This is a genomic window from Nocardioides nematodiphilus (genome assembly GCF_020216525.1).
In the GTDB taxonomy this organism is placed as follows: Bacteria; Actinomycetota; Actinomycetes; order Propionibacteriales; family Nocardioidaceae; genus Nocardioides; species Nocardioides nematodiphilus.
This window is the reverse complement of sequence record NZ_JAIWOY010000003.1, coordinates 118,687-144,333: the sequence shown is the minus strand read 5'-3', so window position 1 is coordinate 144,333 and position 25,647 is coordinate 118,687. Positions and strand designations below refer to the sequence as shown.

Here is a 25,647-nt window from a genome sequence, read left to right as displayed (position 1 = left end):
GGCCCCGGACCTCGGTCCGGGGCCGCTGGTCATTTCCGCCCGACCGCCCGTGGGAGGCTGGGCCCGTGCTCGTCGCGTTATGTGCCCTGATCATCCTCGTCGGCCTGGCCGGCATCGTGCTGCCGATCCTTCCCGGCGGTGCGATCCTGGTCGGCGCCGGTGTGCTGCTGTGGGCCTGGGCAGGCCCCGGCACCGACACCGCATGGGTGGTGTTCGCGATCGCCGCCGTGATCCTGGCGGCCGGCACGATCACGAAGTACGCGATCCCGGGCCACAACCTCAAGAGCGCCGGGATCCCCCCGTCCACCCAGCTGGCCGGCGCGGTCCTGGGCATCATCGGCTTCTTCGTGATCCCCGTGGTCGGGCTGATCCTCGGGTTCGTGCTCGGCGTCTACCTCGCCGAGCTGCGCCGGGTCGGCCAGGGCGCCGCATGGGCCTCGACCAGGCTCGCTGTGAAGGCCGCCGCGACCTCCATCCTCATCGACCTGCTCGCCGCGCTGCTCGCGACCGGCGTCTGGGTCGTCGGCGTGCTGAGCGTCTGAGCGATGGCGATCATCCTCGCGCTGGTCTCAGCGCTCTGCTACGGCACCTCGGACTTCATCGGCGGGGTCCTGTCCGCGCGGCTCCGGCCGTGGACGGCGGCCTTCACCGGCCAGTTCGCCGGGGGCACGCTCCTCGCCCTGCTCTGCCTCGCCCGCGGCACGTCCCTCTCTGCCGCCGCAGTCGGCTGGGGTGCCCTCGCCGGGCTCGGCGGAGGCATCGGCATCATCTACCTCTACCGCGGCCTGTCCACCGGCCGGATGGGCGTGGTCGCACCGCTGTCAGGCGTGCTGGCCGCCCTGGTACCGGCCGCGGTCGGCGTGATCACCGGCGACCGGCCCTCCGCGATCAGCTGGCTCGGCATGGCGGCGGCGCTGCCGGCGACCTGGCTGGTGGCCAGCAGCAGCGAGAACGAGGGCGCTGAGGGGTCGACGCCGAGGGCCGGTCTCGGCGAGGGCGTGCTCGACGGCCTGCTCGCGGGAGCCGGGTTCGGGGTGGGCTTCGCGGCGGTGCCCCAGGCGCCCGCGTCGGCCGGGCAGTGGCCGGTCGCGGTCGAGCTGCTGGTGGCCGCACTGGTCGCGGTCATCGGCGCCACCCTCGCGCGCGAGGCCTGGCTCCCCCGCACCCGTACGGCCCTGCTCGCCGTCTCCACCGGCGTGCTGGCCGCCTCGGCACTGGTCTCGTTCGTCACCGCCACCCACCACGGGCTGTTGGCGGTGACCAGCGTGATCGCCGCGCTCTATCCGGCCGCGACCGTCGTGCTGGCCGTGGTGGTGCTGCGTGAGCGGGTGCACCGCACCCAGGCGATCGGGCTCGGGCTGTGCGCCATCGCGGTCGCGCTCGTCGCCGGCGGCTGAGTCAGACGCTGCGCAGCCGCGGCGGGCGCGGCTCGGCGGCGACCTCCGGCGGGGCCTCGGACGGATCGCGGTGCCCGTAGGCGACGGTGCGGTCGCGGCCGTCGGCCTTGGCTGCGTACAGGGCCACGTCGGCCCGCTCGAGGAGGAGGACCGCGGTGTCCTCAGGCTCCCAGCCCGCGACTCCGGCGGAGGCGGTCAGCCCCGTCGGCACCGCACGGCGCAGCGCCTCGGCGAGCATCATCCCCTCCTTGGCGTTCCAGCCGGGGGCGATCAACGCGAACTCGTCACCGCCGTAGCGGCCCAGCTCGATGCCACGTGGCACCAGCTTGTCCCAGCGCGCGGCGCACTCCACCAGCACCTCGTCGCCGATCTGGTGCCCCTCGGCGTCGTTGACGTCCTTGAAGCCGTCCAGGTCGATCAGGATCAGGCACAGCCCCTTCTGCTCGGCGTCCTTGAGGGCGTCCTCGAGATACCGGTCGATGCCACGGCGGTTGAGCAGCCCGGTGAGCGCGTCGACCTCCACCGCATCGGCGATCCGGCAGATGTAGGCGATCACCACGCCGACGCCGATGAGCACACCGTTGAACGTCACGATCGTCTGCCAGGGCACGCCGACCGCCGGCAGCAGGAACGTGGTCACCGCGAGCACGTGGGCCAGGTGGAACGCCAGGCCGCGCAGTGAGAAGAAGAACGCGGCGTCGATGACGACGAAGACGTAGATCGGCATGGTGGCCCCGACGACCGGCATGCCGCGACCGATCACGATCTCGGCGGTGACCAGGACATTGCCGCTCATCACGCAGCCGTGGAAGAGCCAACGCGGGAAGTAGCAGCCCAGTCGGAGCGTGATGATGCCGCACACCACCGCGACGACCGGGAAGAACGTCAGCCAGAAGCGGTGCTGATCGGGCGGGTCGATCAGGACCACCGCCAGCACGCAGAGACCGCCGACGAGATAGATCATGCCGGTCGTGAGCGCCACCAGGGGGCGCGTCGCCACCCTCGGCACCTGCGAGCCCACCCACGCTGCCCGGAACCTCTCCAACATGCTCTTCCCCGTCGGCTCGTAAGGCGTCTGGGTCATCGACAATACGCGGGTTCGGGGCATCCGGCACCGGCGGGTTAGCTAGCCAGTCGGACTGACCGTTCGTCCAGGTCAGAACGCCATTCACACGCGCCGGATCCGCGGCACGGGGCCGGTCGAGCCGCCCGTCGCGAGCTCGACGCTCCATGCCACCGTACGGTCGCGCCCGGCCGCCTTGGCGGCGTAGAGAGCCTGGTCCACGCGCTGCAGAAGGTGCGGTCCCGACTCGCCCGGCTGCCAGGTGGCCACCCCCGCCGAGGCGCCGATGCCTCGCGGCAGTGCGATGCGCAGCGCGTCGGCCAGACGGATCGCGTCGTCGCGCCCCCAGCCGGTGGCGATGAGGATGAACTCGTCGCCGCCGTACCGGCCGAGCTCGACGCCCAGCGGGATGAGCTTCAGCCAGGTGTCGGCGCAGCGCTTCAGCAGCTCGTCACCGACCTGGTGCCCCTCAGCGTCGTTGATCTCCTTGAAGCCGTCGAGGTCGACCAGGATCACGCTCAGGACGCCGTCGGTCGCCTGGCTCGCACCATCCGCGAGCCGGCGCTCGAGACCCCGGCGGTTGATCAGGTGCGTCAGCGAGTCGATCTCGGCCAGGTCGACCGAGCGGGAGAGGTAGGCGGTGACGAAGCCGGTGCCGGCGAGGACGCCGTTGGTGACGAGGATCGTCTGCCATGGGATGTCGGCGAGTGGGAGCAGCACGGTGGTGACCAGGAAGACGCTGCTGAGGTGGAAGCAGAGACCCCAGAACGCGAAGAAGAACGCTCCGTCCAACACCGCGAAGACGTAGAGGCCCAACAGCGAGGGCGCGCCCGCCAGGTCGTGGGCCAGGAAGATGCCCGCGGTGATCATCCACGTGCCGGCGACCAGCATCACGTGGTAGGACCACCGGGGCAGCCGCCGCCCCCACCACAGCGAGACCACGCCGGTGAGGGTCGCGACGATCGGCAGCGCGACCAGGAGCGGGCGGGTACGCGCGACAGGATCGGTGAAGAGCACGATCATCGAGCAGACGCCGGCGAGGACGTACAAGACGCCGTTGGTCATCGCCATGACCGGAAGGGTGGCGACCGCCGGCGGCTTGCCGTCGAGGGCCATCGCCCACAGCCGTCGCAGCGACTCCTCCCCCTTCATCAGCGCACTCGCCTCCTCGCGCGAAAGCTCCCTCCACTATCCCCACGAACCCCGGCCGGGGACAAGCGCGACGCCACGCAGCGCCGATCGGTCCCGGACGCAGAACGCGGCACGTCCCGCCGTGTGGGCGAGAGGTGCCACGTGCCGGTGATGCTGGCGCTCAGTCCAGATAGTCGCGCAGGACCTGCGAGCGCGACGGGTGACGCAGCTTCGACATGGTCTTGGACTCGATCTGGCGGATCCGCTCGCGGGTCACCCCGTAGACCTTGCCGATCTCGTCCAGGGTCTTCGGCTGGCCGTCGGTCAGGCCGAAGCGCATGCTGACCACGCCCGCCTCCCGCTCGGAGAGCGTGTCGAGGACCGCGTGGAGCTGCTCCTGGAGCAGGGTGAAGCTGACCGCGTCGGCCGGGACGATCGCCTCGGAGTCCTCGATCAGGTCGCCGAACTCGCTGTCGCCGTCCTCGCCGAGCGGGGTGTGCAGGGAGATCGGCTCGCGACCGTACTTCTGGACCTCGATGACCTTCTCGGGGGTCATGTCGAGCTCCTTGGCGAGCTCCTCCGGGGTGGGCTCGCGACCCAGGTCCTGGAGCATCTGGCGCTGCACGCGGGCCAGCTTGTTGATGACCTCGACCATGTGCACCGGGATACGGATGGTGCGGGCCTGGTCGGCCATGGCGCGGGTGATCGCCTGGCGGATCCACCAGGTGGCGTACGTGGAGAACTTGTAGCCCTTGGTGTAGTCGAACTTCTCGACCGCGCGGATCAGACCGAGGTTGCCCTCCTGGATCAGGTCCAGGAAGAGCATGCCGCGGCCGGTGTAGCGCTTGGCCAGGGAGACGACGAGTCGCAGGTTGGCCTCGAGGAGGTGGTTCTTGGCGCGGCGGCCGTCCTCGGCGATCCACTCCAGCTCCTCGACGAGCTGCGGCTTGAGCTTGCCGCCCTTGCCGAGCTTCTCCTCGGCGAAGAGGCCGGCCTCGATGCGGGTGGCGAGCTCGACCTCGAGCTCGGCGTTGAGCAGCGGGACCTTGCCGATCTGCTTGAGGTAGTCCTTGACGGGGTCGGCGGTCGCGCCGGCGACCATGACCTGCTGGACGGGCTCGTCGGTGTCGTCGGAGTTGGAGACGACGAAGGACTCGGACTCCTTCTCGACCTCCTTGATCTCCTCGGAGTCCTTCTCCTTCTCGAACTCGTCGTCGGAGATGTCGGGGAGGATCTTCTTGCCGTCCGCATCGAGCTTGGCCGGCTCGGCGACGACGACATCCTCGACCTCGGCCTCGGGCTCGCCGGCCTTCTTCGCCGGAGCCTTCTTGGCAGCCGTCTTCGTGGCAGGCTCCTCGGCGTCCTCGTCCGGCGCAGCGGACGCAGCCTTCTTCGCGGCGGTCTTCTTCGCGGCCGCGGTGGAGGTGGTCTTGCGGGCGGTGGCCGCGGCGGCGGCACGCGTGCCGACAGCGCCGAGATCGACCGAGATGCCCAGAGTGCTGAGGTGGCCCAGCAGAGCCTTGAGGTGACGCGGCTCGACGGCGGCGTCCTCACTGGCGCGGCGTACCTCCTCGGGGCTCACGCTCCCCGTAGGTGTACCCGCCTCGATGAGCGCCACTACGGCGGGGTGAGCGAGCACCTCATCAGGGATCTTGCGTGCGATCGAGGACACTGACACCTCTCGTGGAACTGGCTTCGGGGCGCGGCAGGGCCCGCATACGTCAAGGCCGCAGAATCATTCTGCCACGGGTTACCCAGCGGTCATGCCACCGGGGCCCCGGGCGCCGCCTTCGCCGCCGCCTTCGCCGCTTGCTTGTAGTCGCGGACCTTCTGCAGCGAGACCCCGTCGACGACGTCGGCGACCGAGCGGAAACCGTCCTCGGCGTACGCCCCGACCGCCTTCTCCCAGCCCTCGGGCCGCACGCCGACCTGCTTGGCCAGCAGCGCCACGAAGATCTGGGCCTTCTGCTTGCCGAACCCCGGCAGCGCCTGCATCCGCTTGAGCAGGTCGGGACCGCTGGTCGCCTCGGTCCAGATGCGGGAGGCGTCGCCGCCGTACTGCTCCGACACGATCCGGGCGACCTCCTGGACCTTCGCTGCCATCGAGGCCGGGAAGCGGTGGATGGCCGGCGTCTGCGACGCGATCTCCTTGAACGCCTCCGGGTCCATCGCGGCGATCTGCTGCGGGTCGAGGTGGCCGAGGCGGGTGAGGAGCTTGTGACCGCCCTTGAAGGCGTCCTCCATCTTGTACTGCTGATCGAGCAGCATCCCGAGAAGGAGCGCGAACGGCGAGTCCGTCAGCACGGCATCGGCTGCGGGGTCCTGGGCGATCTGGAAGGCCATGGGGCCATCCTGCCCGATCACCCCGGCCGACTCACTCGGGCTTGACGACCAGGACCGGGCAGGGGGCGTCGAGGAGGATCCGCTGGGCCTGGCTGCCCAGGATCAGCTTGCCCGTGGCCGTCCGGCGACGGATGCCGATCACCACGAGGTCGGCGTCCTCGTCGCGAGCGACCTGGGTGAGGTCGTCGGCGGCGTCGATCTCGGCGTCGGTCTCGCTCTCGTGGACGACGTAGTCGACCCCGGCGGCATCGAGTCGCTCGCGGGCGGCGGCGAGCTCGGACTGGGTCTTGGCGATCCAGTCGCTGTCGGTCTCGTCCTGACGCAGCGCGGTCACCACGACGAGGCGCCCGCCGAGACGGCCGACCTCGTCGATCGCGGCCCGCAGAGCGGCCTCGCCCTCCTGCTTGGGGACGAACCCGACCACCACCGTCGCCATCGCTGCCTCCGCCTGTCCGTGATCTCCCATGGCCCTGCCGGATGACCGTACCCCGTGGCTGTGGATGAGTCACAACGCGTCGGCGCGAGAAGGTGCACGCTGGACCCATGCCCCGCAAGCGCGCTCCCGAGCAGGTCCTGCATGGCCTGCTGCGGTGCGCGGTGCGCGAGCACGCAGCGGCCGAGCGACGGTCGCGGTACGTGCCGATCCTGCACGTGGGCACGCCCGGGTGGCCGCACGAGGTCTTCGCGATCGCGGCCGACGAGCGGACGGATCACGCCCTGCGGGCCGACGTGGTCGCGGCGATGCGGCTGCGCGCCTCCCGCCGCTCCCCTGCGGGGCCCGAGCCGCTGGTCTGGCTGACACGCGGTGGCGGACTCGAGGTCCAGGACCTCGACCTGGCCTGGATGGCCGCCGCCGGTCAGGCGTACGCGGAGGCCGGCGCACCGCTGTGCTTCGTGGTCGTCGACCGGCACGGCTGGCACGACCCGCGGACGGGCGAGCAGCGCCGCTGGGTGCGGGCCCGGCCGAGCCCCTAGCTAGCCGGCCTCGTCGAGCTCCGCGAGGACTGAGGCCCGCATCGAGGCCCACGAGGCCGGAGGCACGGCGCCCTCGAGCAGGTGCGCCACCAGCGTGCCGAGGCTGTGCTCAGGATCGACGTCGAGGCAGCGATCGATCGCACACCAGGCCAGCGCGCCGTGCCCCTGCAGCCAGGCGAGGAACCCGAGCACGGAGGCGGCCGAGGGCAGCAGGTCCTCGGGAGCACGCCGGACCAGATCGCACCACAGCGCGGCGTGACGCTCCGCCTGGTCCCGCTCGAGCACCGCCCACGCCGCGTCGCGCAGCACGCCGATCTGCACCGTCATCAGGATCGCGACGGCCTCCGCGGCACTGGGGACGGTGCCCTCGTCGGCGTGCCGCGCGCAGAGCTCCGCCAACTCGCCCGGCGCGAGCAGCACCGCGCCGCCGCGCGCGGCCGCCACCGCGGCGACCGCCTCAGGATCGGCCGCGATGCCGGCGGCCAGCTCGGCGCGCGAGCCGAGGGTGACGTAGCCCTCCATCACCGCCTGCGCCCGGAAGGGGTGGGTGCTGGTGTCGTAGGCGACGCCCCAAGCGGGCACGCCGGGCCGGAGGCCGTCCGCGGAGAACCACCGACCGTCGTGGACGCGCAGGCACTCGATCACCTCGATGCGGGCGCGCTCGAACGCACGTCCGAGCCGCCGCGACACCTGCCGGCCGCGCCGGGCATCAGCGTCGTAGAGGACGAGGACGACCTGCTGCACGCCGTGGCGCCGGCAGGGCTCGAGCAGGGATCGGGCGATCTGCCCGACCGTGTCCAGGTCACCGGACGGCGGCAGATCGATCCGGGCGTGGAAGGCGGTCGACCCGCCGAAGGTCAGCATCACGATCGAGTCGCTCGGCTCGAAGCCGAGCGCGACCGGGACGGCGGCGAGCAGGTCAGCAGGGCTCTTGGCGCGCAGGATGAGTGTCATGACTCCACGGTCCCGGCCGGGGACGACCGCCACCACCGCCGGGAAACGGACGGTGGATCCGGCGGTGTCGGAGGCGTCGTGTGGAGGAAAGGTGGCCGGTATGGACCCGCTCAGTCCTGATCCATCCGGCGCAGCACCCACGCCAGGCCACCGAGGGCGACCACGTTGGCGGCCACGACCAGAGCGATGACCCACCCGCGGCCGGCGTCGTAGGTCGCGCCGAGGAGGCCGCCGGCGACGAGCAGGCCCAACCCGCGCACCAGTGCGAGCCAGCCGAAGCCGACGGCACGCTGTGCGGTCGGCACCAGCTCGGTCACGACCGCCTTGACGGTGGAGTCGAGCACGCCGTTGACCACGCCCCAGATCGCGACGCCGACCCAGATCAGCCAGACCCGGTCGAGGAAGGCGATCGAGGAGACCGCGGCGGCGATCGGGACGGCCAGCAGCACGGTCGCGCCACGCGCGTCGTACCAGCGCCCGACCAGCAGCCCGCTCGCGCCGTCGACGGCCATCGCGACGGCGAAGAGGACCGGGATCATCGGCTGCGAGACCAACCCGGTGGTCGTGGCGTGGAACGCCAGCAGCGGGAAGGACGCGACCCCGCAGGAGAGCACCGCCACGACGCTCACGTACTGCCAGTACCGGCGGGGCAGCCCACTGCCCCCGGCGAGCGGTGCCGCCACCGGACCGCTCGACGCGGCGGGACGCTCCTCGTACGCCTCGGGCGACGGCACCCGCAGACGCAGCCAGGCGAGCAGCGCGAGGACGAGCACCCCGGGCACGATCAGGACGCCGAAGGCGAGCCGGTAGTCGTCGGCACGCCAGGCCAGGACGGCCGCCAGCAGCAACGGGCCGAGCATCGCGCCGGTCTGGTCCATCGCCTGATGCACCCCGAAGCCGCGGCCACGTCCCGTGGCGGTCGAGGCGTGCGAGAGCAGGGTGTCCTTGGCCGGCGAGCGGACCGCCTTGCCGAGACGCTCGGAGCCGTAGAGCAGCAGCGCGGGGGCGAGCGCGCCGGTGACGCCGATCAGCGGCACCGAGAGCACGGTCAGGGCGTAGCCGAGGATCGTCCACGTCCAGTAGCGCTGGGAGCGGCGCACGGCGTAGCCGGAGAAGACGCGCAGGCCGTACCCGATGAACTCGCCCGCTCCGGCCACCAGACCGACCAGGGCCGCGGAGGCGCCGAGGGTGGCGAGGTAGGGGCCGATGATGCTGCGTGCGCCCTCGTAGACCATGTCGGCCAGCAGGCTGACCAGCCCGAAGGCCACCACAAACCGCCACGGACTCAGCAGGGGCCGGCCCGCGGAGGGCGTCGCATCGCTCGTCACGACGGCGATTGTCCCCGAAGGCGGACAAGCGCGCTCCGCGGCTCCCTCCCTCGCTCGCCGCCACCGCCTGCGAGCTCGTTCCTCACTCGCGCTGTCGCTCTCTAGGTCGGCTAGGTTCGGGGCATGCGGTCCCACGCGTCGGTGCTCCACATCGACCTCGACGCGTTCTTCGCCTCGGTGGAGCAGCGGGACAAGCCGTCGCTGCGCGGCAAGCCGGTCGTGGTCGGGGGGATCGGCGGGCGGGGCGTGGTCGCGACCGCGAGCTACGAGGCACGCCGCTACGGCGTACGGTCTGCGATGTCGACGCGCGAGGCGCGTGCCCGATGCCCGCACGCGGCGTACCTCTACCCCCGCTTCCACGCCTACCGCGACGCGAGCAACGCGGTGATGGGGCTGCTGCGATCGGTCTCCCCGCTGGTCGAGCCGCTGTCACTGGACGAGGCGTTCGTCGATCTGGCCGCCGCCGACTCCCCGGACCTTCCCGACCTCGAGGAGGCGACCGTCACCGCCTTCGCCCAGCGGCTGCGGGAGCAGGTGCACGAGGTGACCGGCGGCCTGACCGCGAGCGTGGGGCTGGGCACGAGCAAGTTCATCGCCAAGGTCGCCAGCGATCTGGAGAAGCCCGACGGCCTCGTCGTCGTCTCGCCGGGCACCGAGCTGGACCTGCTGCGGCCGATGAGCGTGCAGATCATCCCCGGCGTCGGACCAGCGACCTCCGAGCGGCTGCGCCGGGTCGGCATCCACACCGTCGCCGACCTGGAGAAGGTCGACCTCGACGAGCTGATCCGGCTGGTCGGCAAGGCCCACGGCACGGGGCTCCACGCCCTGGCACGCGCGCAGGACGATCGGGCGGTCGAGCCCGAGCGGGAGACCAAGTCCGTCAGCGTCGAAGGCACGTACGACACCGACCTGACCGACCGGACCCTGATGGAGCAGCTGCTCACCCGCCAAGCGGGCGAGGTCGCCTCCCGGCTGCGCAAGAGCGGCCTGTCGGGCCGCACGATCACGATCAAGGTCCGGCTCGGCGACTTCACCACGTTCAACCGTTCGACCACGCTCGCCGGGCCGACCGACAGCGGCGCGGCCATCGCGCGCTCGGCCCGGGCCCTCCTGGCCGATCTCGACACGTCCTACGGCGTACGTCTCCTCGGTGTCGGCGTCTCGGGCCTGGCCGACTGGATCCAGGAGGACCTCTTCGCCGAGGCGGAGGCCGACGCGGCCGAGGAGGTCGAAGCCCCGCTGCCGGTGCCGGAGCCGCGCGCCCGTGACCGCCGCCAGTGGAACCCGGGCGTCGATGTGGTGCACGCCGAGCTCGGCCGCGGCTGGGTCTGGGGCGCGGGCCGGGGCACCGTGACGGTGCGGTTCGAGACCGCGGACAAGCCGGGCGGCCCCGTGCGCTCCTACGCCGAGGACGACCCCGACCTCAGCCCGTGGCCTGCTACGGCGCCGGACGAAGAGTGAGGGACTCCCCCGGCCTGGCCTGCGCGAGCTGCCACACGTCGTCGGGGTGCACGACGCCCGCGACCGGGTAACCGCCGGTCGGACCGTGGTCGGCCAGCAGGATGACCGGCCGGCCGTCGGGCGGCACCTGGATCGCGCCCAGGACGGTGCCCTCGCTGACCAGCTCGCCGGGCGTACGCGGGATCGCTTCGCCCTCGAGCCGCAGCCCGACGCGATCGGAGGCGGCCGCAACGATCCATGCGGTCTCGGCGAGCCGGGCGAGGACACCGGGACCGAACCAGTCGGCGTGGGGGCCGGGCAGGACCCGGATCGGGCCGCGGGCGGGCGGCCGCGGGGTGTCGAGCGCGGCCGGCGCACCGACCGCCGCCCCGATCGGCAGCACGTCACCGGTCTCGACCGGCTTCGGTCCCACCCCGGCCAGGGTGTCGGTCGAGCGGGACCCGAGGACCGGCGGCACGTCGATCCCGCCGGCGACGGCGAGGTAGGAGCGCATCCCCGTCGGCAGCGCCTGGATCGCGAGCGTGTCCCCCGCCCTCAGCCTCGTCGCGCGCGGGAAGGGGGCCGCGGCACCGGTGACCGCGACCCAGCGGTCCACCTCCGTGCGGACCACCAGGCCGCCGAGCAGCGACTCGAGCACCGCAGCGTCGCGATCGTTGCCGACGAGCCGGTTCGCGAGCGCAGCGGCGGGCCCGTCGAGCGCCCCCGCGCGCGGGACGCCGAGGTGCGCGTAGCCGAAGCGGCCCCGGTCCTGGACCAGCACCTGCGGGCCGGTCGCGAGCACGGTCAGCACGGCCTGAGCCTCACCCGCGTGCCGGGTGCGAGCAGCGCCGGAGGCTCGGCATCGACATCCCACAGGACGACGTCCGTACGTCCGACGACCCGCCAGCCGCCCGGCGACGCGCTCGGATAGATGCCGCACCACGATCCGGCGAGCGCGACCGACCCCGGCTCCACGCGGGCGCGCGGGGTCTCCAGACGCGGCACCGCCAGCTCCTGCGGCAGCCCGGCCAGGTAGGCGAAGCCCGGCGCGAAGCCGCAGAACGCCGAGGTCAGCTCGTACGACGCCAACCGGGCGACCACCTCGTCGGCGCTCACGCCCCACCGCGCGGCGACGTCGGCCAGGTCCGGGCCGTCGAAGGCGACCGGGATCTCCACGAAGGCGCCGGCGGCCGGGGCCGAGCCGGCCCGCCAGCCCGTCAGCACCGCCTCGAGCGCGGTGGCGTCGACGCCGTCGAAGAGAACCGTCGCGGCTGCCGGCACGATCTCGTCCGCGACGACGCCGTGCACGCGCGCCCAGTCCGCGAGCGCAGCCGCCTCCACGGCCGAGTCGACGTCGACCAGCGCCGCCTTCGGACCGTAAGGACGCACCGAGACGCTCACAGGCCGAGATCCTCCGTCCAGTGCTCCAGCAGCGCGGCGAGCCGGGTGCGCTCAGCGGGCGAGAAGGGTGCGAGCAGCCGCTCCTCGTTGGCCAGATGGTGGGTGAACGCGGCGTCGATCAGCTCCCTGCCGGCCTCGGTCAGGCCGATCACCCGCCCGCGTGCGTCGGCGCCGCTCGGTGCCCGCGTCACCCAGCCGCGCGCGAGGCAGCGGTCGACCCGCTTGGTGATGGCGCCGGAGGTCACCATCGTCTGGGTGGCGAGCTCCCCGGCGGTCAGCGCGTACGGAGGGCCCTGCCGGCGCAGCGTCGCCAGGATGTCGAACTCGCCCTCCGCGAGGCCATGCTCGGCGTAGACGGCGACCAGCTCCTCGGTCAGGCGACCGGCGATGCGGTGCAGGCGGGCGATGACGCCCAGCGGAGCCGGGTCCAGGTCGGGGCGCTCGCGTCGCCACTGAGTCATCACGTGTGCGACATGGTCGGCCATGCGTGGAATATATCTTCCAGGGAAGCAATTATGTCTTCCATGGAAACCAAATGGTTGGCTGCGGCGGCGGTAGCGCCGATCGCATGGGGCTCGGGCTACTACGTCACGGCGACCTACTTGCCGCCGGACCGACCGCTCTTCGGTGCCGCGGTCCGCGCGCTGCCGTTCGGGCTCCTGCTGCTGGCCGTGCGCCCCGCCCTGCTCCACGGCGCCTGGTGGTGGCGCACAGCCCTCCTCGGCGCGCTCAACTTCGCGGCGTTCTTCACCCTCGTCTTCGTCGCGGCCGAGCGGCTGCCGGGCGGGCTCGCCGCCACCCTCACCGCCACCTCGCCGCTGGCGATCATGCTCTTCGCGTGGGGGCTGGCGGGCGAGCGGCCCCGGGCCGCCTCGGTCGCGGCGGCCGCGGTCGGCATCGCCGGCGTCGCTCTGCTGGTGTTGCGCGCCGGCGTGCACGCCGATCCGCTCGGGGTGCTCTCCTCGCTGGCGGCGGTGGTCCTGTCGTCGCTCGGCTTCATCCTGGTCAAGACCTGGCGTCCGCCGCTGCCCCTGGTGTCGTTCACCGCCTGGCAGCTGGTCTTCGGCGGGCTGCTGCTGGTGCCGGTCGCGCTCGCCGTCGAGGGCGCTCCCCCGCACCTCGACGCCCGTGCGATCGGCGGCTTCGGGTGGATCGGACTGGCCGGGACCGTGCTCGCCTACCTGGCGTGGTTCAACGCGATGCGGCGGCTCCCGGCGGCGGCGGTCTCGCTGGTCGGGCTGCTCAACCCGGTGACCGGCACCGTCATCGGGGTCGCCCTCGCGGGCGAGGCGTTCACCGCGACCCACGCAGTCGGGACGGCGCTCGTCCTGGGCGGGATCGTGCTGGGCCAGCCGGCCATCCTGGACGCGCTCGGCACCAAGGGCCGTCGCTCAGCCGACGGAGCGCAGCTCCCAGCCGTCGGCCTCGAGCGCACGCCGGACCGCACGGGCGTGGTGCACCGCGCCGGGTGAGTCGCCATGGAGGCACAGCGAGTCGACACGCTCGGCCAGCACGAGCGCGTGGGCGACGATCGCGGCCTCCTCCGTGATCAGCGCACCGGCCTCGGCGCGCGGCAGCAGCCGCCCCGCGTCGTCGTACCCGCGGTCCGGGAAGCCCTCGTGCCGGACCGCTCGCCCCGCCTCGGCGGCGAGTCCGAGGAGCACACCCGGCATCCCCAGCACCGGGAGCTCACCGGAGGCGTCCAGCACCGCCCGCGCCTGATCGGCGTCGTCCATCGTGCGGTGGTAGAGCGCGCCGTGCGGCTTCACGTACGTCACCGCGATCCCCTCCGAGACCGCGATCGCGGACAGGGTGCCCACCTGCTCGGCGACCTGCTCGCGCAGCACCTCGTACGGCACGTCGAGCGCCACCCGGCCGAAGTTCTCCCGGTCCGCGTACGACACCTGCGCGCCCACCGCGACGCCGAGGCGCGCCGCCTCGGCGCAGACCTCGCGCATGATGGCGCCGTTGCCGGCATGGAAGCCGCACGCGACGTTGGCCGAGGTGACGAGCGCCAGGAGGCCGGCGTCGTCGGTGATCTCCTCACCCAGGTCCGCGTTCAGATCAACCCGTCGGGCGTGAGCGCTCATGGTGCCGAGGATAAGGTCACGCTCATGTCTGGCCAGCCGCCTGTCGCGCCGAAGAAGCCGATCACCCGCACGCACCACGGTCGCGAGCGCACCGACGACTACGAGTGGCTGCGCGACAAGGAGAACCCCGAGGTCATCACGCACCTCGAGGCCGAGAACGCGTACACCACCGAGCGCACCGCCCACCTCGCCGAGCTGCGCCAACGGCTCTTCGACGAGGTCAAGGCCCGCACCCTCGAGACCGACCTGTCGGTGCCGACCCGCAACCGCGGCTACTGGTACTACGGGCGCTCCTTCGAGGGCAAGGAGTACGGCGCGACGTGCCGCGTCCCGGTGACCGATCCCGACGACTGGACCCCGCCCACCCCGGCACAGGTCGCCGCCGACCAGCCCGCACTGCCCGGCGAGGAGCTCCTGCTCGACCACAACGTGCTCGCCGCCGGCCACGAGTTCTTCTCGATGGGCGGCTCGGCGATCTCGCCGAGCACCACGCTGCTGGCGTACTCGACCGACACCAAGGGCGACGAGCGCTACCGGGTCGAGGTGCTCGACCTGACCACGCAGGAGCTCCTCCCCGACCGCCTCGAGGGCGTCATGGGCGGCGTGACCTGGGACCGCGCCGGCGAGTCGTTCTACTACTCGACCGTCGACGAGTCGTGGCGACCCGACAAGGTGTGGCGCCACGTCCTGGCCACCAAGCAGGCCGAGGACGAGCTGGTCTTCCACGAGCCCGACGAGCGCTTCTGGTGCGGCGTCGGGCGCGGGCGTACGGATCGCTTCCTGGTGATCGAGTCGGGCGCGAAGACGACCACCGAGTACCGCTACCTCGACCAGGACCACCCCGAGCTCGGCTGGCAGCTCTTCGCCGCCCGCGAGGAGGGTGTCGAGTACAGCCTCGAGCACGCGGTCATCGGCGGCGAGGATCGCTTCCTGGTCCTGCACAACGCCAACGGCGCCAACTTCGAGATCGGGTCGGCCCCGATCGCACCGACGCCGCGCGGCGGGTGGCGTCCGCTGATCGCGCACGATCCCGCCGTGCGACTCGAGGACGTCGACGCCTTCGCGGGCCACCTCGTCGTGCACCAGCGCAGCGAGGGCCTGACCCAGCTGCGCATCCTCGAGCTCGGCGACAGCGGCATCACCGACGACTATCTCGTCCGGTTCGACGACGAGATCTACACGATCGGCTCCGGCGGCAGCCCGGCCTTCGAGCAGCCCACCGTGCGGCTGGGCTACACCAGCCTGCGCACGCCGAGCTCGGTCTACGACTACGACGTGCGCGACCGCAGCCTCCACCTGCGCAAGCAGCAGCCGGTCCTGCCCCTCGACGGGGTCGAGTACCACCGCGAGGCGTACGAGGAGCACCGGCTCTGGGCGACCGCGCCCGACGGCGTGAAGGTGCCGATCTCGCTGGTCGTGCGCAAGGACGTGCGCGCTGCCGCCCTCGCGGCCGGCAGGCCGGTGCCGTTGCACCTCTACGGCTACGGCTCGTACGAGGCCTCGATGGACCCGAGCTTCTCCACCTTCCGGCTCTCCACCCTCGACCGCGGCGCCGCCTTCGCCATCGCGCACGTGCGCGGCGGCGGGGAGATGGGCCGGCACTGGTACGACGACGGCAAGCAGCTGCGCAAGCGCAACACCTTCACCGACTTCATCGCCTGCGCCCGGCACCTGGTCGAGACCGGCTGGACCTCGCCGGCGCTGACCGTGGCCGAGGGCGGCAGCGCGGGCGGGCTGCTGATGGGTGCGATCGCCAACCTCGCCCCCGAGCAGTGGGGCGGGATCGTGGCGGCGGTGCCGTTCGTGGACAACCTCACCACCATGCTCGACGCGTCGCTGCCGCTGACGGTGGTGGAGTACGACGAGTGGGGCAACCCGGAGGCCGACGCGGAGGTCTACGACTACATCGCCTCCTACGCCCCGTACGACAACGTGGCCGCGCTCCCCTACCCGCCGATCCTGGCCGAGACCTCGCTCAACGACACCCGCGTGATGTACGTCGAGCCGGCCAAGTGGGTCGCCAGGCTGCGCGACGTCGCCAGCGCGGACGTCCTGCTCAAGACGGAGATGAACGCCGGTCACGGCGGCGTCTCGGGCCGCTACAAGGCCTGGCACGACCGCGCCTTCTCGCTGGCGTGGATCATCGACCGGCTCGGCCTGGCCTGACCTGCGGGATGCGGCCGGTGCGGGTGCTGCGCGCCGGGTTCTCACCACTCAAGGGGACCCGGCACCTGGCCGTGCGCTCGATCGCCCTCGACATGCAGGGCGCCGTCGGCGACCGGACGTACTGCCTGGTCGACGTCGCCGGGGCGACGGTGCTCCGCACGGTGCAGCACCCGGTGCTGACCACGGTGGTCGCCGCCGCCACGGACAGCGGCGCGCTGAGCATCAGCCTGCCTGACGGGCGTGCGGTCAGCGCCACGCCCACCGCGACGGGCGAGACCATCACCTGCGACTACTGGGGCCGTCCGACGCCGGTCGACGTGCTCGACGGGCCGCACGGCGCCCTGCTGTCCGACCTCCTCGGCAAACCGGTCGCGCTGGCCCGCGCACCGCGGCGCGGGGTGATCTACGGCGCCGGCGTCGCGATCCTGACCCGGGCCTCGCTCGAGGAGCTCGGCGCCCGCGTCGGCACCGCCGTGGACCCGGCGCGGTTCCGCTCGACGCTGGTGATCGACACCGACGAGGCGCCCTTCGCGGAGGAGTCGTGGACAGGGCGGGATCTCACCGTCGGCCCGGTCACCCTGCGGATCGGCGGGGCGATCCCACGGTGCGCGGTGATCGACATCGATCCCCTCACCGGCGAGCGCGGCACCCGGCTGCTCAGGACCCTGGCCGGCTACCGCCCGCTCAACGACGCCGGCGAGCCCTGCTTCGGCGTCTACGCCGAGGTCCGTACGCCCGGGGTGATCGCCGTCTCCGACCCGGCTCCGGGCCAGCCCTGAGAAGTCCCTGAGACTTGCCGCCGACGGCAACTTTCGGGACGGCCCACGCGTCAGACCTAGCAAGAGCACGACGCAGACGGTTCCTCAACGGGTCATCCCGGTGGGGGCATACCGAGGGAATCCTCGGGGCACTTGCTGCGTTGTCATCAACACCGGGTTGTATGCCCGCTGGGTGAGGAGGGTCCGATGGCAACGAAGACCATGACACGAGAGATCGAGGGACGCGACAGCGTCGGCCTCTACCTCGACGAGATCGCGCGCAACGACCTGTTGGACGCGGCGAAGGAGGTCGAGCTCTCGAAGGCGATCGAGGCCGGTTTGATGGCCGAGTCGCTGCTCGCCCAGGGCAAGGTCGGTCGCAAGGCACCCGGCGGCGCGAAGCGCGAGGAGCTGGAGTGGCTGGCCGAGGAGGGCCGCAAGGCCGTCGACCAGTTCATCACCGCGAACCTGCGCCTCGTCGTCTCGATCGCGCGCAAGTACGGCCGCGCGCAGATGCCGATGCTGGACCTGATCCAGGAGGGCAACACCGGCCTGATCCGTGCGGTCGAGAAGTTCGACTACACCAAGGGCTACAAGTTCTCCACGTACGCCACCTGGTGGGTGCGCCAGGCGATCACCCGCGGCATCGCGCAGCAGGCGCGCGTGGTGCGGCTGCCCGTGCACGTCGTCGAGGAGCTCAACCAGGTCGGCGGTGCCCGTCGTACGCTCGAGCGTCAGCTCGGCCGCGACCCCGACCCGACCGAGATCGCCCAGGAGCTGGGGATGGCGGTCGACCGGGTGCTCGACCTGATGGCCTGGGGCCGCGAGCACATCAGTCTCGACTCCCCCGTCGACGAGGACGGCGACACGTCGCTGGGTGACCTGATGGCGCTGGAGACCACGCCGAGCCCCGATGCCACCGTGCTGGACGTGGAGTCGCGCGAGCGTCTCAACAGCCTGGTCGGTCAGCTCGACGACCGCGCCGCCGAGATCATCCGGGCCCGCTACGGCCTGGTGGACGGACGACAGCACAAGCTCGCCGACATCGGCGTGCAGCACGGCATCTCCGCCGAGCGCGTCCGCCAGCTCGAGCGCGAGGCGCTGCAGAAGCTCCGCCGCTTCGCCGACCCGGATCTGGCGGCCTGACGCCAGATCTCCTGACCGGCTGTCGTCACAACAGCTGCTTGAAGACCTCCGTCACCCGGTGACGGAGGTCTTCGAGCGTTCCGGTGTTCTCGATGACGTACGTCGCGACGGCAAGGCGCTCCTCGCGGGTCGCCTGAGCGTCGATCCGGGCCAGAGCGTCCGGCTCGGTCATGCCCCGATCGCGCAGCATCCGCTCGACCTGGAGCTCGCGCGGGACGTCGACCACGATCACGGCGTCATAGAGCGGGGCCTGGCCGGTCTCCACCAGCAGCGGGATGTCGTGCACGATCAGCGCGTCGGGCCCCGCCGCGTCGACCAGTGCCGCCGTACGCGCGCCGACCAGCGGCCAGATGATCCCCTCGAGCACCTGTCGTTTCTCCGGGTCGGCGAAGACGATCGAGCCGACCTTGGGCCGGTCCATCTGCCCGTCCGCAGTCAGCACCTCGGGCCCGAACGCCTCGACGACCTGGCGCAGCCCGTCCATGCCGGGGGCGACGACGTCGCGCGCGAGCTGGTCGGCGTCGATGACGACCGCGCCCAGCTCGCGGAGGATGGCCGAGACCGTGCTCTTGCCCGAGGCGATGCCCCCGGTGAGTCCAACGCGCATGGCCGCGACCTTAGACGACCAAGCGAGCGACAGCGCGAGCGAGGGACGAGCTCGGGCGCTGGCCGCGAGTGCGGGAGTCAGGTGCGAAGCACCTAGACGACCAAGCGAGCGACAGCGCGAGCGAGGGACGAGCTCGGGCGCTGGCCGCGAGTGCGGGAGTCAGGTGCGAAGCACCTAGACGACCAAGCGAGCGACAGCGCGAGCGAGGGACGAGCTCGGGCGCTGGCCGCGAGTGCGGGAGTCAGGTGCGAAGCACCTAGACGACCAAGCGAGCGACAGCGCGAGCGAGGGACGAGCTCGGGCGCTGGCCGCGAGTGCGGGAGTCAGGTGCGAAGCACCTAGACGACCAAGCGAGCGACAGCGCGAGCGAGGAGCTCGGACGTTGGCCGCGAGCGCGGGAGTCAGGTGCGAAGCACCTAGACGACGAGGCGAGCGACAGCGCGAGCGAGGAGCTCGGACGTTGGCCGCGAGCGCGGGAGGCAGGCGCGCAGGGTCCTCTCGGACGTCAGGCGAGCAGCTGTCGCAGAATGCGTTCCAGCTCGCCACGATCCTCATCACTCAGCGACGCGAAGTGCGTCCGCGACGCCTCGTCGCGGGCGCGATGCAGCTGCTCGTGCAGCCGTCTGCCCTCGACGGTGGCGACCACCGTGGTCGCGCGCCGGTCCGTCGGATCCGGCTGTCTCTCGATGAGCCCACGCTCCTCGAGCGCGTCGACGACCTGGGTGGCTGAGCGCGGCACGATCACCAGGTGCTCGGCGAGCGCCGAGAGCCGGATCGGGCCGTGCTGGCAGATCGTGCCGAGGGCGCGGGTCTGCCCGGGCGTGACGTCCCACGGAGCGAGCGCCTGCGCGTACGTCCGTCGCAGGTCGCGCGCGACCCCCATCACCAGGTCGCCGGTGGAGGCATCGGTCAGGTCGGGGCGTCGCACGGGAATCATCCTATCCGGCACCGTGTTAGCCTCATAGTGAGTAAACCTCAGCATCTTCAGGAGGCCGGATGAGCGACTTCGCGAACAGCGTGCGACAGGGCTGGATGGCCAGCGGCGGCGGCCGCGGCAACCATGAGCCCCGCACCAAGACGGGCGATCGGACCCAGCTCGAGGAGCACCCCGTCGACCTGCGCCGGATCCTCCGGCTCTTCACCGACCACCGCGGCACGATCACCGTGGTGATGCTCCTGCTGGTGGCCAGCTCGCTGTTCGGGCTCGCCCAGCCGTTCCTCGTACGCGCCATCATCGATCGCGCGCTCCCCCAGCACGACCACACCCTCCTCGTCGGAGCCGTCGCCGCCATGGTCGGCGTCGCGGCGATCACCGCGGCGCTGGGGCTCGGGCAGACCCTGCTCTCCACCCGTGTCGGCCAACACGTGATGCACCGCCTGCGCAGCGACCTCTTCGCGCATCTGCAGCGCCAGTCGGTGGGATTCTTCACCCGCACGCGTGGCGGCGAGATCCAATCGCGTCTGGTCAACGACATCGGCTCGATGCAGTCGGTCGTCACCAGCACCGCCACCGCGATCGCGGCCAACGTCACGGTCGTGGCCGGCACGATCGTCGCCATGCTCGCCATGAACTGGCGCCTCGCCCTGATCAGCATGGTCGTGCTGCCGCCCGCGGTGATCACCACCCGCAAGGTCGCCCGGATGCGGCACGCCGTCACAGCGCAGCGCCAGGCCAAGATGGCGGACCTCCACGTCCAGATCGAGGAGGGTCTCTCGGTCAGCGGCGTGCTGCTGACCAAGACCGTCGGCGCGGCCCCCGCGCTCTCGCACCGCTTCGCCGAGACCAGCCACGACCTGATCGACCTCGAGGTCCGCTCGACACTGGCCGGTCGCTGGCGGATGGCGTGGATGCAGATCGTCTTCGCCGCCGTCCCCGCTGCGCTCTACCTCGCCGCGGGATTCCCCGCGACGAGCGGCGGGATGACGATCGGCACCCTGGTCGCCTTCGTCTCACTGCAGGGCTCGCTCTTCCGTCCGCTGATGGGGCTGCTCAACGTGGGCGTCGACATCACCTCGAGCCTGGCGCTCTTCAGCCGGATCTTCGCCTACCTCGACCTGCCCGTCGAGATCGACGACCCGGCCGCCCCGGTCGCTCTCGACGACGTGCGCGGCGAGGTCGTCCTCGACGGGGTCACCTTCGCCTACGACGACCAGGGCACCCCCGTCCTGTCCGATGTCTCCGTCGCGGTCCCGGCCGGCGGCAGTCTCGCCCTGGTGGGCGCGACCGGCAGCGGCAAGTCGACGATGGCCGGCCTGGTGGCGCGGCTGCACGACCCCACCGCAGGACGCGTGCTGCTCGACGGCGTCGACCTGCGGGACCTCGCCCTGGCCGACGTCGCCGCCACGGTCGGGATGGTCACCCAGGAGACCTACCTGCTGCACGCGACGGTGCGGGAGAACCTGCGCCACGCCCGCCCCGACGCCACCGACGAGCAGATCGAGGCCGCCGCCCGCGCAGCGCGGATCCACGACCTCATCGCGGACCTCCCGGACGGGTACGACACTGTGGTCGGGTCCCGCGGCCACCGCTTCTCCGGCGGCGAGAAGCAGCGCCTGGCCATCGCCCGTACGCTCCTGCGCGATCCGCGCGTGCTGGTCCTCGACGAGGCCACCAGCGCGCTGGACAACACCACCGAGCGCGAGGTGCAGGCCGCCCTCGACGAGCTCGCCGAGGGCCGTACGACCATCACCATCGCCCACCGGCTCAGCACGGTGCGCAACGCCGATGCGATCGCGGTCCTCGACCACGGCCGGATCGTGGAGCTGGGCACCCATGAGGAGCTCCTGCTCGCCGGCGGGCGCTACGCGGACCTGGTTCGCGGCGGGCTCTCCCGAGCCGCCTGAGCCAGCGCCGGGGTCAGCAGGCGAAGCGGCGCCGGTAGGCCTGCGGGCTCAGCCCCCGCACCTTGAGGAAGTGGTGGCGCAGGGTCGCCGCGTTGGCGAAGCCGACCTCGCGCGAGATCCACTCGACCGCGCGGTCGGTCTTCTCGAGCAGCTCCTCGGCGCGCAGGACGCGCTGCCGGGTGATCCAGGCGTGCGGGGTCGCGCCGGTCTCGTCCCGGAAGCGCCGGGCGAAGGTACGCGGCGACATCAGTGAGCGCCGGGCGAGCGACTCCACGCTGAGCTCCTCGTCGAGGTTGCTCGCGATCCACTCCAGGAGCGGCCCCAGGGTCTCGGCGTCACACTCCGGCACCGCGCGGGCGATGAACTGCGCCTGGCCGCCGTCGCGCTGGGGAGGCACCACCATCCGGCGGGCGATCGTGCTGGCGATCGCAGCGCCGTGCTCCTGACGCCAGATGTGCAGCGACGCGTCGAGCCCCGCGGCGGTGCCGGCACTCGTGACGACCTGGCCGGAGTCGACATAGAGGACCTCGGGGATGACCTTGGCCTCGGGATACATCCGCTGGAGGGCGTCGGTGTGCTTCCAGTGGGTGGTGCACTCGATGCCGTCGAGCAGGCCGATCTCACCCAGGGTGAAGGCTCCGGAGCACAGCGTCATCATCCGGGCACCGCGCGCGTGCGCGGTCAGCAACGCCTCCCGTACGTCATCGGGGACCGGGTTGGTCCCGAAGTCGTAGCCCATCGCCGGGATCACCACGAGATCCGCCTCCGCGACCCGGTCGAGACCGTGCTCGACGTTCACCGTGAACCCCATCGAGGAGCGCAGTTGGGGCTTGGGCCCACACACCGCGAAGTCGACGGTCGGCACACCGTCGTCGCGGCGATCCAGCCCGAACGCCTCGCAGGCCGCGCCGAACTCGAACGGGTTGAGACCGTCGTAGATGACGGTGGCGACGTTCGTGAGCATGGGCTCACTGTAGATGGCAGGAATTCGATGCACAATAGCATCACTGCCACTGTTGGCAGGAAACCGTTGGTAGCAGGATTTCTGCCATGACGATCATCGCGCTGCTGCTCCTGCTGACGGCCCTCCTGGTGCTGCGCGCCTGGGCCACCCACGACCGGTTCACCACCAAGATCCGGCCCACCTGGTTCGACTGACGCTCCACGACATGGCAGAAGGCCCGGCCCCCTCACGGGGACCGGGCCTTCTGTCTAGCTAGTGCCTCTGATCAGAAGATCAGCTCGCGCCGCCGGTGAGCTTCTCGCGGAGCGCCTGGAGCGCCTCGTCGGAAGCCAGCGAGCCCGCGGTGTCCTCGGCCGGAGCCTCGGACGAGTACGAGGTGGCCTCGCCAGCCTCGGCCTCGGCCTGCTTGGCCTCGGCCTGCTGCTTGACGTGAGCCTCCCAGCGGGCGTGAGCCTTGGCGTACTGGTCCTCCCACGCGGCGCGCTGCTCGTCGAAGCCCTCGAGCCACTCGCCCGTCTCCGGGTCGAAGCCCTCGGGGTAGATGTAGTTGCCCTGCTCGTCGTACGTGGCAGCCATGCCGTACAGCGTCGGGTCGAACTCCTCGACGTCCGCGGCGGTGGCGGTCTCGTTGGCCTGCTTGAGGGACAGCGAGATCCGGCGACGCTCGAGGTCGATGTCGATGATCTTGACCATGACGTCGTCGTTGACCTGGACGACCTGCTCCGGGATCTCGACGTGACGCTCGGCGAGCTCCGAGATGTGGACGAGGCCCTCGATGCCCTCCTCGACACGGACGAAGGAGCCGAACGGGACGAGCTTCGTGACCTTGCCCGGGACGATCTGGCCGATCTGGTGGGTACGGGCGAAGTGCTGCCACGGGTCCTCCTGCGTCGCCTTCAGCGACAGGGAGACACGCTCGCGGTCCATGTCCACGTCGAGGACCTCGACGGTGACCTCGTCACCGACGGTGACGACCTCGGACGGGTGGTCGATGTGCTTCCACGACAGCTCGGAGACGTGGACGAGGCCGTCGACGCCGCCGAGGTCCACGAACGCACCGAAGTTGACGATCGAGGAGACGACACCCTTGCGGATCTGGCCCTTCTGAAGCTGGGTCAGGAAGCCGTGGCGAACCTCGGACTGGGTCTGCTCGAGCCAGGCACGGCGCGACAGGACCACGTTGTTGCGGTTCTTGTCGAGCTCGATGATCTTGGCCTCGAGGGTCTGACCGACGTAGGGCTGCAGGTCGCGGACGCGACGCATCTCCACGAGGGAGGCCGGCAGGAAGCCGCGCAGACCGATGTCGAGGATGAGGCCGCCCTTGACGACCTCGATGACGGTGCCCTCGACGACGCCGTCCTCCTCCTTGACCTGCTCGATGGTGCCCCAGGCGCGCTCGTACTGGGCGCGCTTCTTGGACAGGATCAGACGACCCTCCTTGTCCTCCTTCTGGAGAACAAGAGCCTCGACCTTGTCGCCGACCGAGACAACCTCGGAGGGGTCCACGTCGTGCTTGATCGACAGCTCGCGCGAGGGGATGACGCCCTCGGTCTTGTAGCCGATGTCGAGCAGGACCTCGTCACGGTCCACCTTGACGATGGTGCCGTCGACGATGTCGCCGTCGTTGAAGTACTTGATGGTCGCGTCGATCGCGGCGAGGAAGTCAGCCTCAGAGCCGATGTCGTTGATCGCAACCTGCGGAGCGTCGTAATCCGGAAGGGAGATGGTCGTCATGAAGTAGTAGGAACCTTGAGTCGTAGACAATGGGTGGGTGCGGGCGCCTCACACGATCAGGGCACACGCAATAGTCGAGCGTACGCGTCCGACACGGCTGGAGTCCAACCGCCGCGGACGCACCGCACCACGCCCCCGCGTGTCTGGACCAGTTCACCGAAAGTCGCGCTGGACCGGTAACCGCCGCCGCGGCGGGTCGTTGGACCCTCAAGCACCTCCACCACGCCCGGTTTGTCACCGGGTCTCCCCCGTCTGGCAACCTCTCGGGTCCCCAGACCGCACCATGGCGGGGCGGGGGCGGGCGCAGGCCACCCGGTCTGCGCCCGCTTCGCCCGCTGCGCTCCTGTGGTCGCCTCTGCGCTTCCCACCTGAACTACGATCACGCCCGTGGAGCAACCCAGCGACTGGCCGGCCCCCGCGCCCGTGCGAGCGGAGCGTCGTCCGGTCACCGAGGCGGAGTCCCGCCGCGCGAACGGCCCGGACTGGGACCGGTACGCCGACGAGTACCAGGCCACCCACGGCGCCTTCCTCGGCGACATCGGCTTCGTCTGGGGCCCGGAGGGACACACGGAGTCGGACCTGAGGGTCCTCGGCGACGTCGCCGGCCAGGACGTCCTCGAGCTGGGCTCGGGCGCGTGCCAGTGCGCGCGCTGGGTCCGCTCGCAGGGGGCCCGCGCGGTGGGGCTCGACCTGTCGCACCGTCAGCTGCAGCACTCGCGGCGCATCGACGAGGCCAGCGGCATGGCGGTGCCGGCGGTGCAGGCGACCGCCACCCAGCTCCCCTTCGCCGACGACTCCTTCGACGTCGTCTTCTGCTCCTTCGGGGCCCTGCAGTTCGTCGCCGACATCGCCGTGTGCGTGGCCGAGGTCGCCCGGGTGCTGCGTAAGGATGGGCGCTTCGCCTTCTCGATCACCCACCCGACCCGCTGGATGTTCCCCGACGACCCGGGTGAGGACGGCCTGATCGCCTCACAGTCGTACTGGGACCGCACGCCGTACGTCGAGGTCGACGACGCGAGCGGCGAGACGTCGTACGTGGAGCACCACCGCACCCTCGGCGACTGGGTCGCACTGCTGGCCGGAGCCGGGTTCCGCATCACCGCGCTGGTGGAGCCGCAGTGGCCCGAGGATCACGACCGGGTGTGGGGCGGCTGGTCGCGCACACGTGGCGTGCTCACGCCGGGCACCGCGATCTTCGCCGCGTCGCTCGACTGAGCGCGTCCAGGACCGGGAACGCCGAGAGGGGCGGCTGCGGGGGCGGGCCGGCCCCCCCTGGCCGGTCCGTCACCGCGGGCGGCGGCGGCGC

25 protein-coding genes are annotated in these 25,647 nt (G+C 71.6%); 10 read left to right on the top strand and 15 right to left on the bottom strand.

The window, feature by feature from the left end; all coding sequences use genetic code 11:
* Window positions 1–65 precede the first annotated feature (65 nt).
* Window positions 66–542, top strand: a complete 477-nt coding sequence (locus KSO98_RS06710) for a DUF456 domain-containing protein (protein ID WP_225284321.1) — start codon at window positions 66–68, stop codon at window positions 540–542.
* Between the two features lie 3 nt (window positions 543–545).
* Entirely contained in the window at window positions 546–1,397 is an 852-nt protein-coding gene (locus KSO98_RS06705) for a DMT family transporter (RefSeq protein WP_225284320.1), read from the top strand.
* Between the two features lies 1 nt (window position 1,398).
* Here the strand turns inward: KSO98_RS06705 and KSO98_RS06700 are convergent, their stop codons facing one another.
* From KSO98_RS06700 to KSO98_RS06680, 5 genes are all read right to left on the bottom strand, one after another.
* Window positions 1,399–2,397, bottom strand: coding sequence for a GGDEF domain-containing protein (locus KSO98_RS06700; RefSeq protein WP_225284319.1), 999 nt, complete (start codon window positions 2,395–2,397; stop codon window positions 1,399–1,401).
* A gap of 168 nt (window positions 2,398–2,565) precedes the next feature.
* Entirely contained in the window at window positions 2,566–3,612 is a 1,047-nt protein-coding gene (locus tag KSO98_RS06695) for a GGDEF domain-containing protein (protein ID WP_225284318.1), read from the bottom strand.
* Between the two features lie 160 nt (window positions 3,613–3,772).
* Window positions 3,773–5,269 carry an RNA polymerase sigma factor gene (locus KSO98_RS06690; RefSeq protein ID WP_372457768.1) on the bottom strand — a complete coding sequence of 499 codons (1,497 nt, stop codon included), beginning with the start codon at window positions 5,267–5,269 and terminating at the stop codon, window positions 3,773–3,775.
* A gap of 83 nt (window positions 5,270–5,352) precedes the next feature.
* Complete coding sequence (locus tag KSO98_RS06685) at window positions 5,353–5,934, bottom strand: HhH-GPD-type base excision DNA repair protein (protein WP_225284317.1); 582 nt, start codon at window positions 5,932–5,934, stop codon at window positions 5,353–5,355.
* A gap of 31 nt (window positions 5,935–5,965) precedes the next feature.
* A complete protein-coding gene (locus tag KSO98_RS06680) occupies window positions 5,966–6,370 on the bottom strand; it encodes a universal stress protein (RefSeq protein WP_225284315.1) in 405 nt (134 codons plus the stop codon).
* Window positions 6,371–6,477: 107 nt separating this feature from the next.
* On the opposite strand from KSO98_RS06680, the gene KSO98_RS06675 reads away from it, so the two are divergent.
* Window positions 6,478–6,909, top strand: a complete 432-nt coding sequence (locus KSO98_RS06675; RefSeq protein WP_225284313.1) for a hypothetical protein — start codon at window positions 6,478–6,480, stop codon at window positions 6,907–6,909.
* Here KSO98_RS06675 and KSO98_RS06670 read toward each other — a convergent pair whose 3' ends face one another.
* Both KSO98_RS06670 and KSO98_RS06665 read right to left on the bottom strand, forming a co-directional pair.
* A complete protein-coding gene (locus KSO98_RS06670; protein WP_225284311.1) occupies window positions 6,910–7,863 on the bottom strand; it encodes a DUF4192 domain-containing protein in 954 nt (317 codons plus the stop codon).
* A 110-nt stretch (window positions 7,864–7,973) separates the two neighbouring features.
* Window positions 7,974–9,191 (bottom strand): MFS transporter, encoded by a 1,218-nt coding sequence (locus tag KSO98_RS06665; RefSeq protein WP_225284310.1) that lies wholly within the window; start codon window positions 9,189–9,191, stop codon window positions 7,974–7,976.
* Between the two features lie 123 nt (window positions 9,192–9,314).
* Between KSO98_RS06665 and KSO98_RS06660 the strand changes: the two genes are divergently transcribed.
* Window positions 9,315–10,652, top strand: a complete 1,338-nt coding sequence (locus KSO98_RS06660; protein ID WP_225284309.1) for a DNA polymerase IV — start codon at window positions 9,315–9,317, stop codon at window positions 10,650–10,652.
* Here the strand turns inward: KSO98_RS06660 and KSO98_RS06655 are convergent.
* From KSO98_RS06655 to KSO98_RS06645, 3 genes are read right to left on the bottom strand one after another with little or no spacing between them, the layout of a single operon-like run.
* On the bottom strand, window positions 10,630–11,442 hold the full coding sequence (locus KSO98_RS06655; RefSeq protein ID WP_225284308.1) for a 5-oxoprolinase subunit C family protein: 813 nt from the start codon (window positions 11,440–11,442) through the stop codon (window positions 10,630–10,632). The two genes, KSO98_RS06660 and KSO98_RS06655, sit on opposite strands and share 23 nt — an antisense overlap.
* Window positions 11,436–12,032, bottom strand: a complete 597-nt coding sequence (locus KSO98_RS06650) for a 5-oxoprolinase subunit B family protein (RefSeq protein WP_225284307.1) — start codon at window positions 12,030–12,032, stop codon at window positions 11,436–11,438. Before KSO98_RS06650 ends, KSO98_RS06655 begins: the two co-directional genes overlap by 7 nt.
* On the bottom strand, window positions 12,029–12,517 hold the full coding sequence (locus KSO98_RS06645) for a MarR family winged helix-turn-helix transcriptional regulator (protein ID WP_225284306.1): 489 nt from the start codon (window positions 12,515–12,517) through the stop codon (window positions 12,029–12,031). Before KSO98_RS06645 ends, KSO98_RS06650 begins: the two co-directional genes overlap by 4 nt.
* A gap of 39 nt (window positions 12,518–12,556) precedes the next feature.
* Between KSO98_RS06645 and KSO98_RS06640 the strand changes: the two genes are divergently transcribed.
* The gene (locus KSO98_RS06640) at window positions 12,557–13,504 is read left to right on the top strand and encodes a DMT family transporter (protein ID WP_225284305.1); all 948 of its coding nucleotides are present in this window, start codon (window positions 12,557–12,559) and stop codon (window positions 13,502–13,504) included.
* Here KSO98_RS06640 and KSO98_RS06635 read toward each other — a convergent pair.
* Window positions 13,424–14,122, bottom strand: a complete 699-nt coding sequence (locus KSO98_RS06635) for a 5-oxoprolinase subunit PxpA (RefSeq protein ID WP_225284304.1) — start codon at window positions 14,120–14,122, stop codon at window positions 13,424–13,426. The two genes, KSO98_RS06640 and KSO98_RS06635, sit on opposite strands and share 81 nt — an antisense overlap.
* A 24-nt stretch (window positions 14,123–14,146) precedes the next feature.
* Between KSO98_RS06635 and KSO98_RS06630 the strand changes: the two genes are divergently transcribed.
* From KSO98_RS06630 to KSO98_RS06620, 3 genes are all read left to right on the top strand, one after another.
* A complete protein-coding gene (locus tag KSO98_RS06630) occupies window positions 14,147–16,288 on the top strand; it encodes a S9 family peptidase (RefSeq protein WP_225284303.1) in 2,142 nt (713 codons plus the stop codon).
* 17 nt (window positions 16,289–16,305) lie between these two features.
* Window positions 16,306–17,067, top strand: a complete 762-nt coding sequence (locus KSO98_RS06625) for an MOSC domain-containing protein (RefSeq protein ID WP_225284302.1) — start codon at window positions 16,306–16,308, stop codon at window positions 17,065–17,067.
* 186 nt (window positions 17,068–17,253) lie between these two features.
* Window positions 17,254–18,192, top strand: a complete 939-nt coding sequence (locus tag KSO98_RS06620) for a sigma-70 family RNA polymerase sigma factor (protein ID WP_225284301.1) — start codon at window positions 17,254–17,256, stop codon at window positions 18,190–18,192.
* Window positions 18,193–18,217: 25 nt separating this feature from the next.
* Here the strand turns inward: KSO98_RS06620 and coaE are convergent, their stop codons facing one another.
* Window positions 18,218–18,799 carry a dephospho-CoA kinase gene (coaE, locus tag KSO98_RS06615; RefSeq protein ID WP_225284300.1) on the bottom strand — a complete coding sequence of 194 codons (582 nt, stop codon included), beginning with the start codon at window positions 18,797–18,799 and terminating at the stop codon, window positions 18,218–18,220.
* A 505-nt stretch (window positions 18,800–19,304) separates the two neighbouring features.
* Window positions 19,305–19,727: a MarR family winged helix-turn-helix transcriptional regulator gene (locus tag KSO98_RS06610; RefSeq protein ID WP_225284299.1), complete on the bottom strand. Its 423-nt coding sequence runs from the start codon at window positions 19,725–19,727 to the stop codon at window positions 19,305–19,307.
* 68 nt (window positions 19,728–19,795) lie between these two features.
* Between KSO98_RS06610 and KSO98_RS06605 the strand changes: the two genes are divergently transcribed.
* Window positions 19,796–21,643, top strand: coding sequence for an ABC transporter ATP-binding protein (locus KSO98_RS06605; protein ID WP_225284298.1), 1,848 nt, complete (start codon window positions 19,796–19,798; stop codon window positions 21,641–21,643).
* Window positions 21,644–21,656: 13 nt separating this feature from the next.
* On the opposite strand, the gene KSO98_RS06600 is transcribed toward KSO98_RS06605, so the two are convergent.
* Window positions 21,657–22,607 (bottom strand): helix-turn-helix domain-containing protein, encoded by a 951-nt coding sequence (locus KSO98_RS06600; protein WP_225284297.1) that lies wholly within the window; start codon window positions 22,605–22,607, stop codon window positions 21,657–21,659.
* A 273-nt stretch (window positions 22,608–22,880) separates the two neighbouring features.
* Window positions 22,881–24,341, bottom strand: coding sequence for a 30S ribosomal protein S1 (gene rpsA, locus KSO98_RS06595; RefSeq protein ID WP_225284295.1), 1,461 nt, complete (start codon window positions 24,339–24,341; stop codon window positions 22,881–22,883).
* 387 nt (window positions 24,342–24,728) lie between these two features.
* On the opposite strand from rpsA, the gene KSO98_RS06590 reads away from it, so the two are divergent.
* Window positions 24,729–25,556 carry a class I SAM-dependent methyltransferase gene (locus KSO98_RS06590; protein ID WP_225284293.1) on the top strand — a complete coding sequence of 276 codons (828 nt, stop codon included), beginning with the start codon at window positions 24,729–24,731 and terminating at the stop codon, window positions 25,554–25,556.
* The last annotated feature ends 91 nt before the right edge of the window (window positions 25,557–25,647 follow it).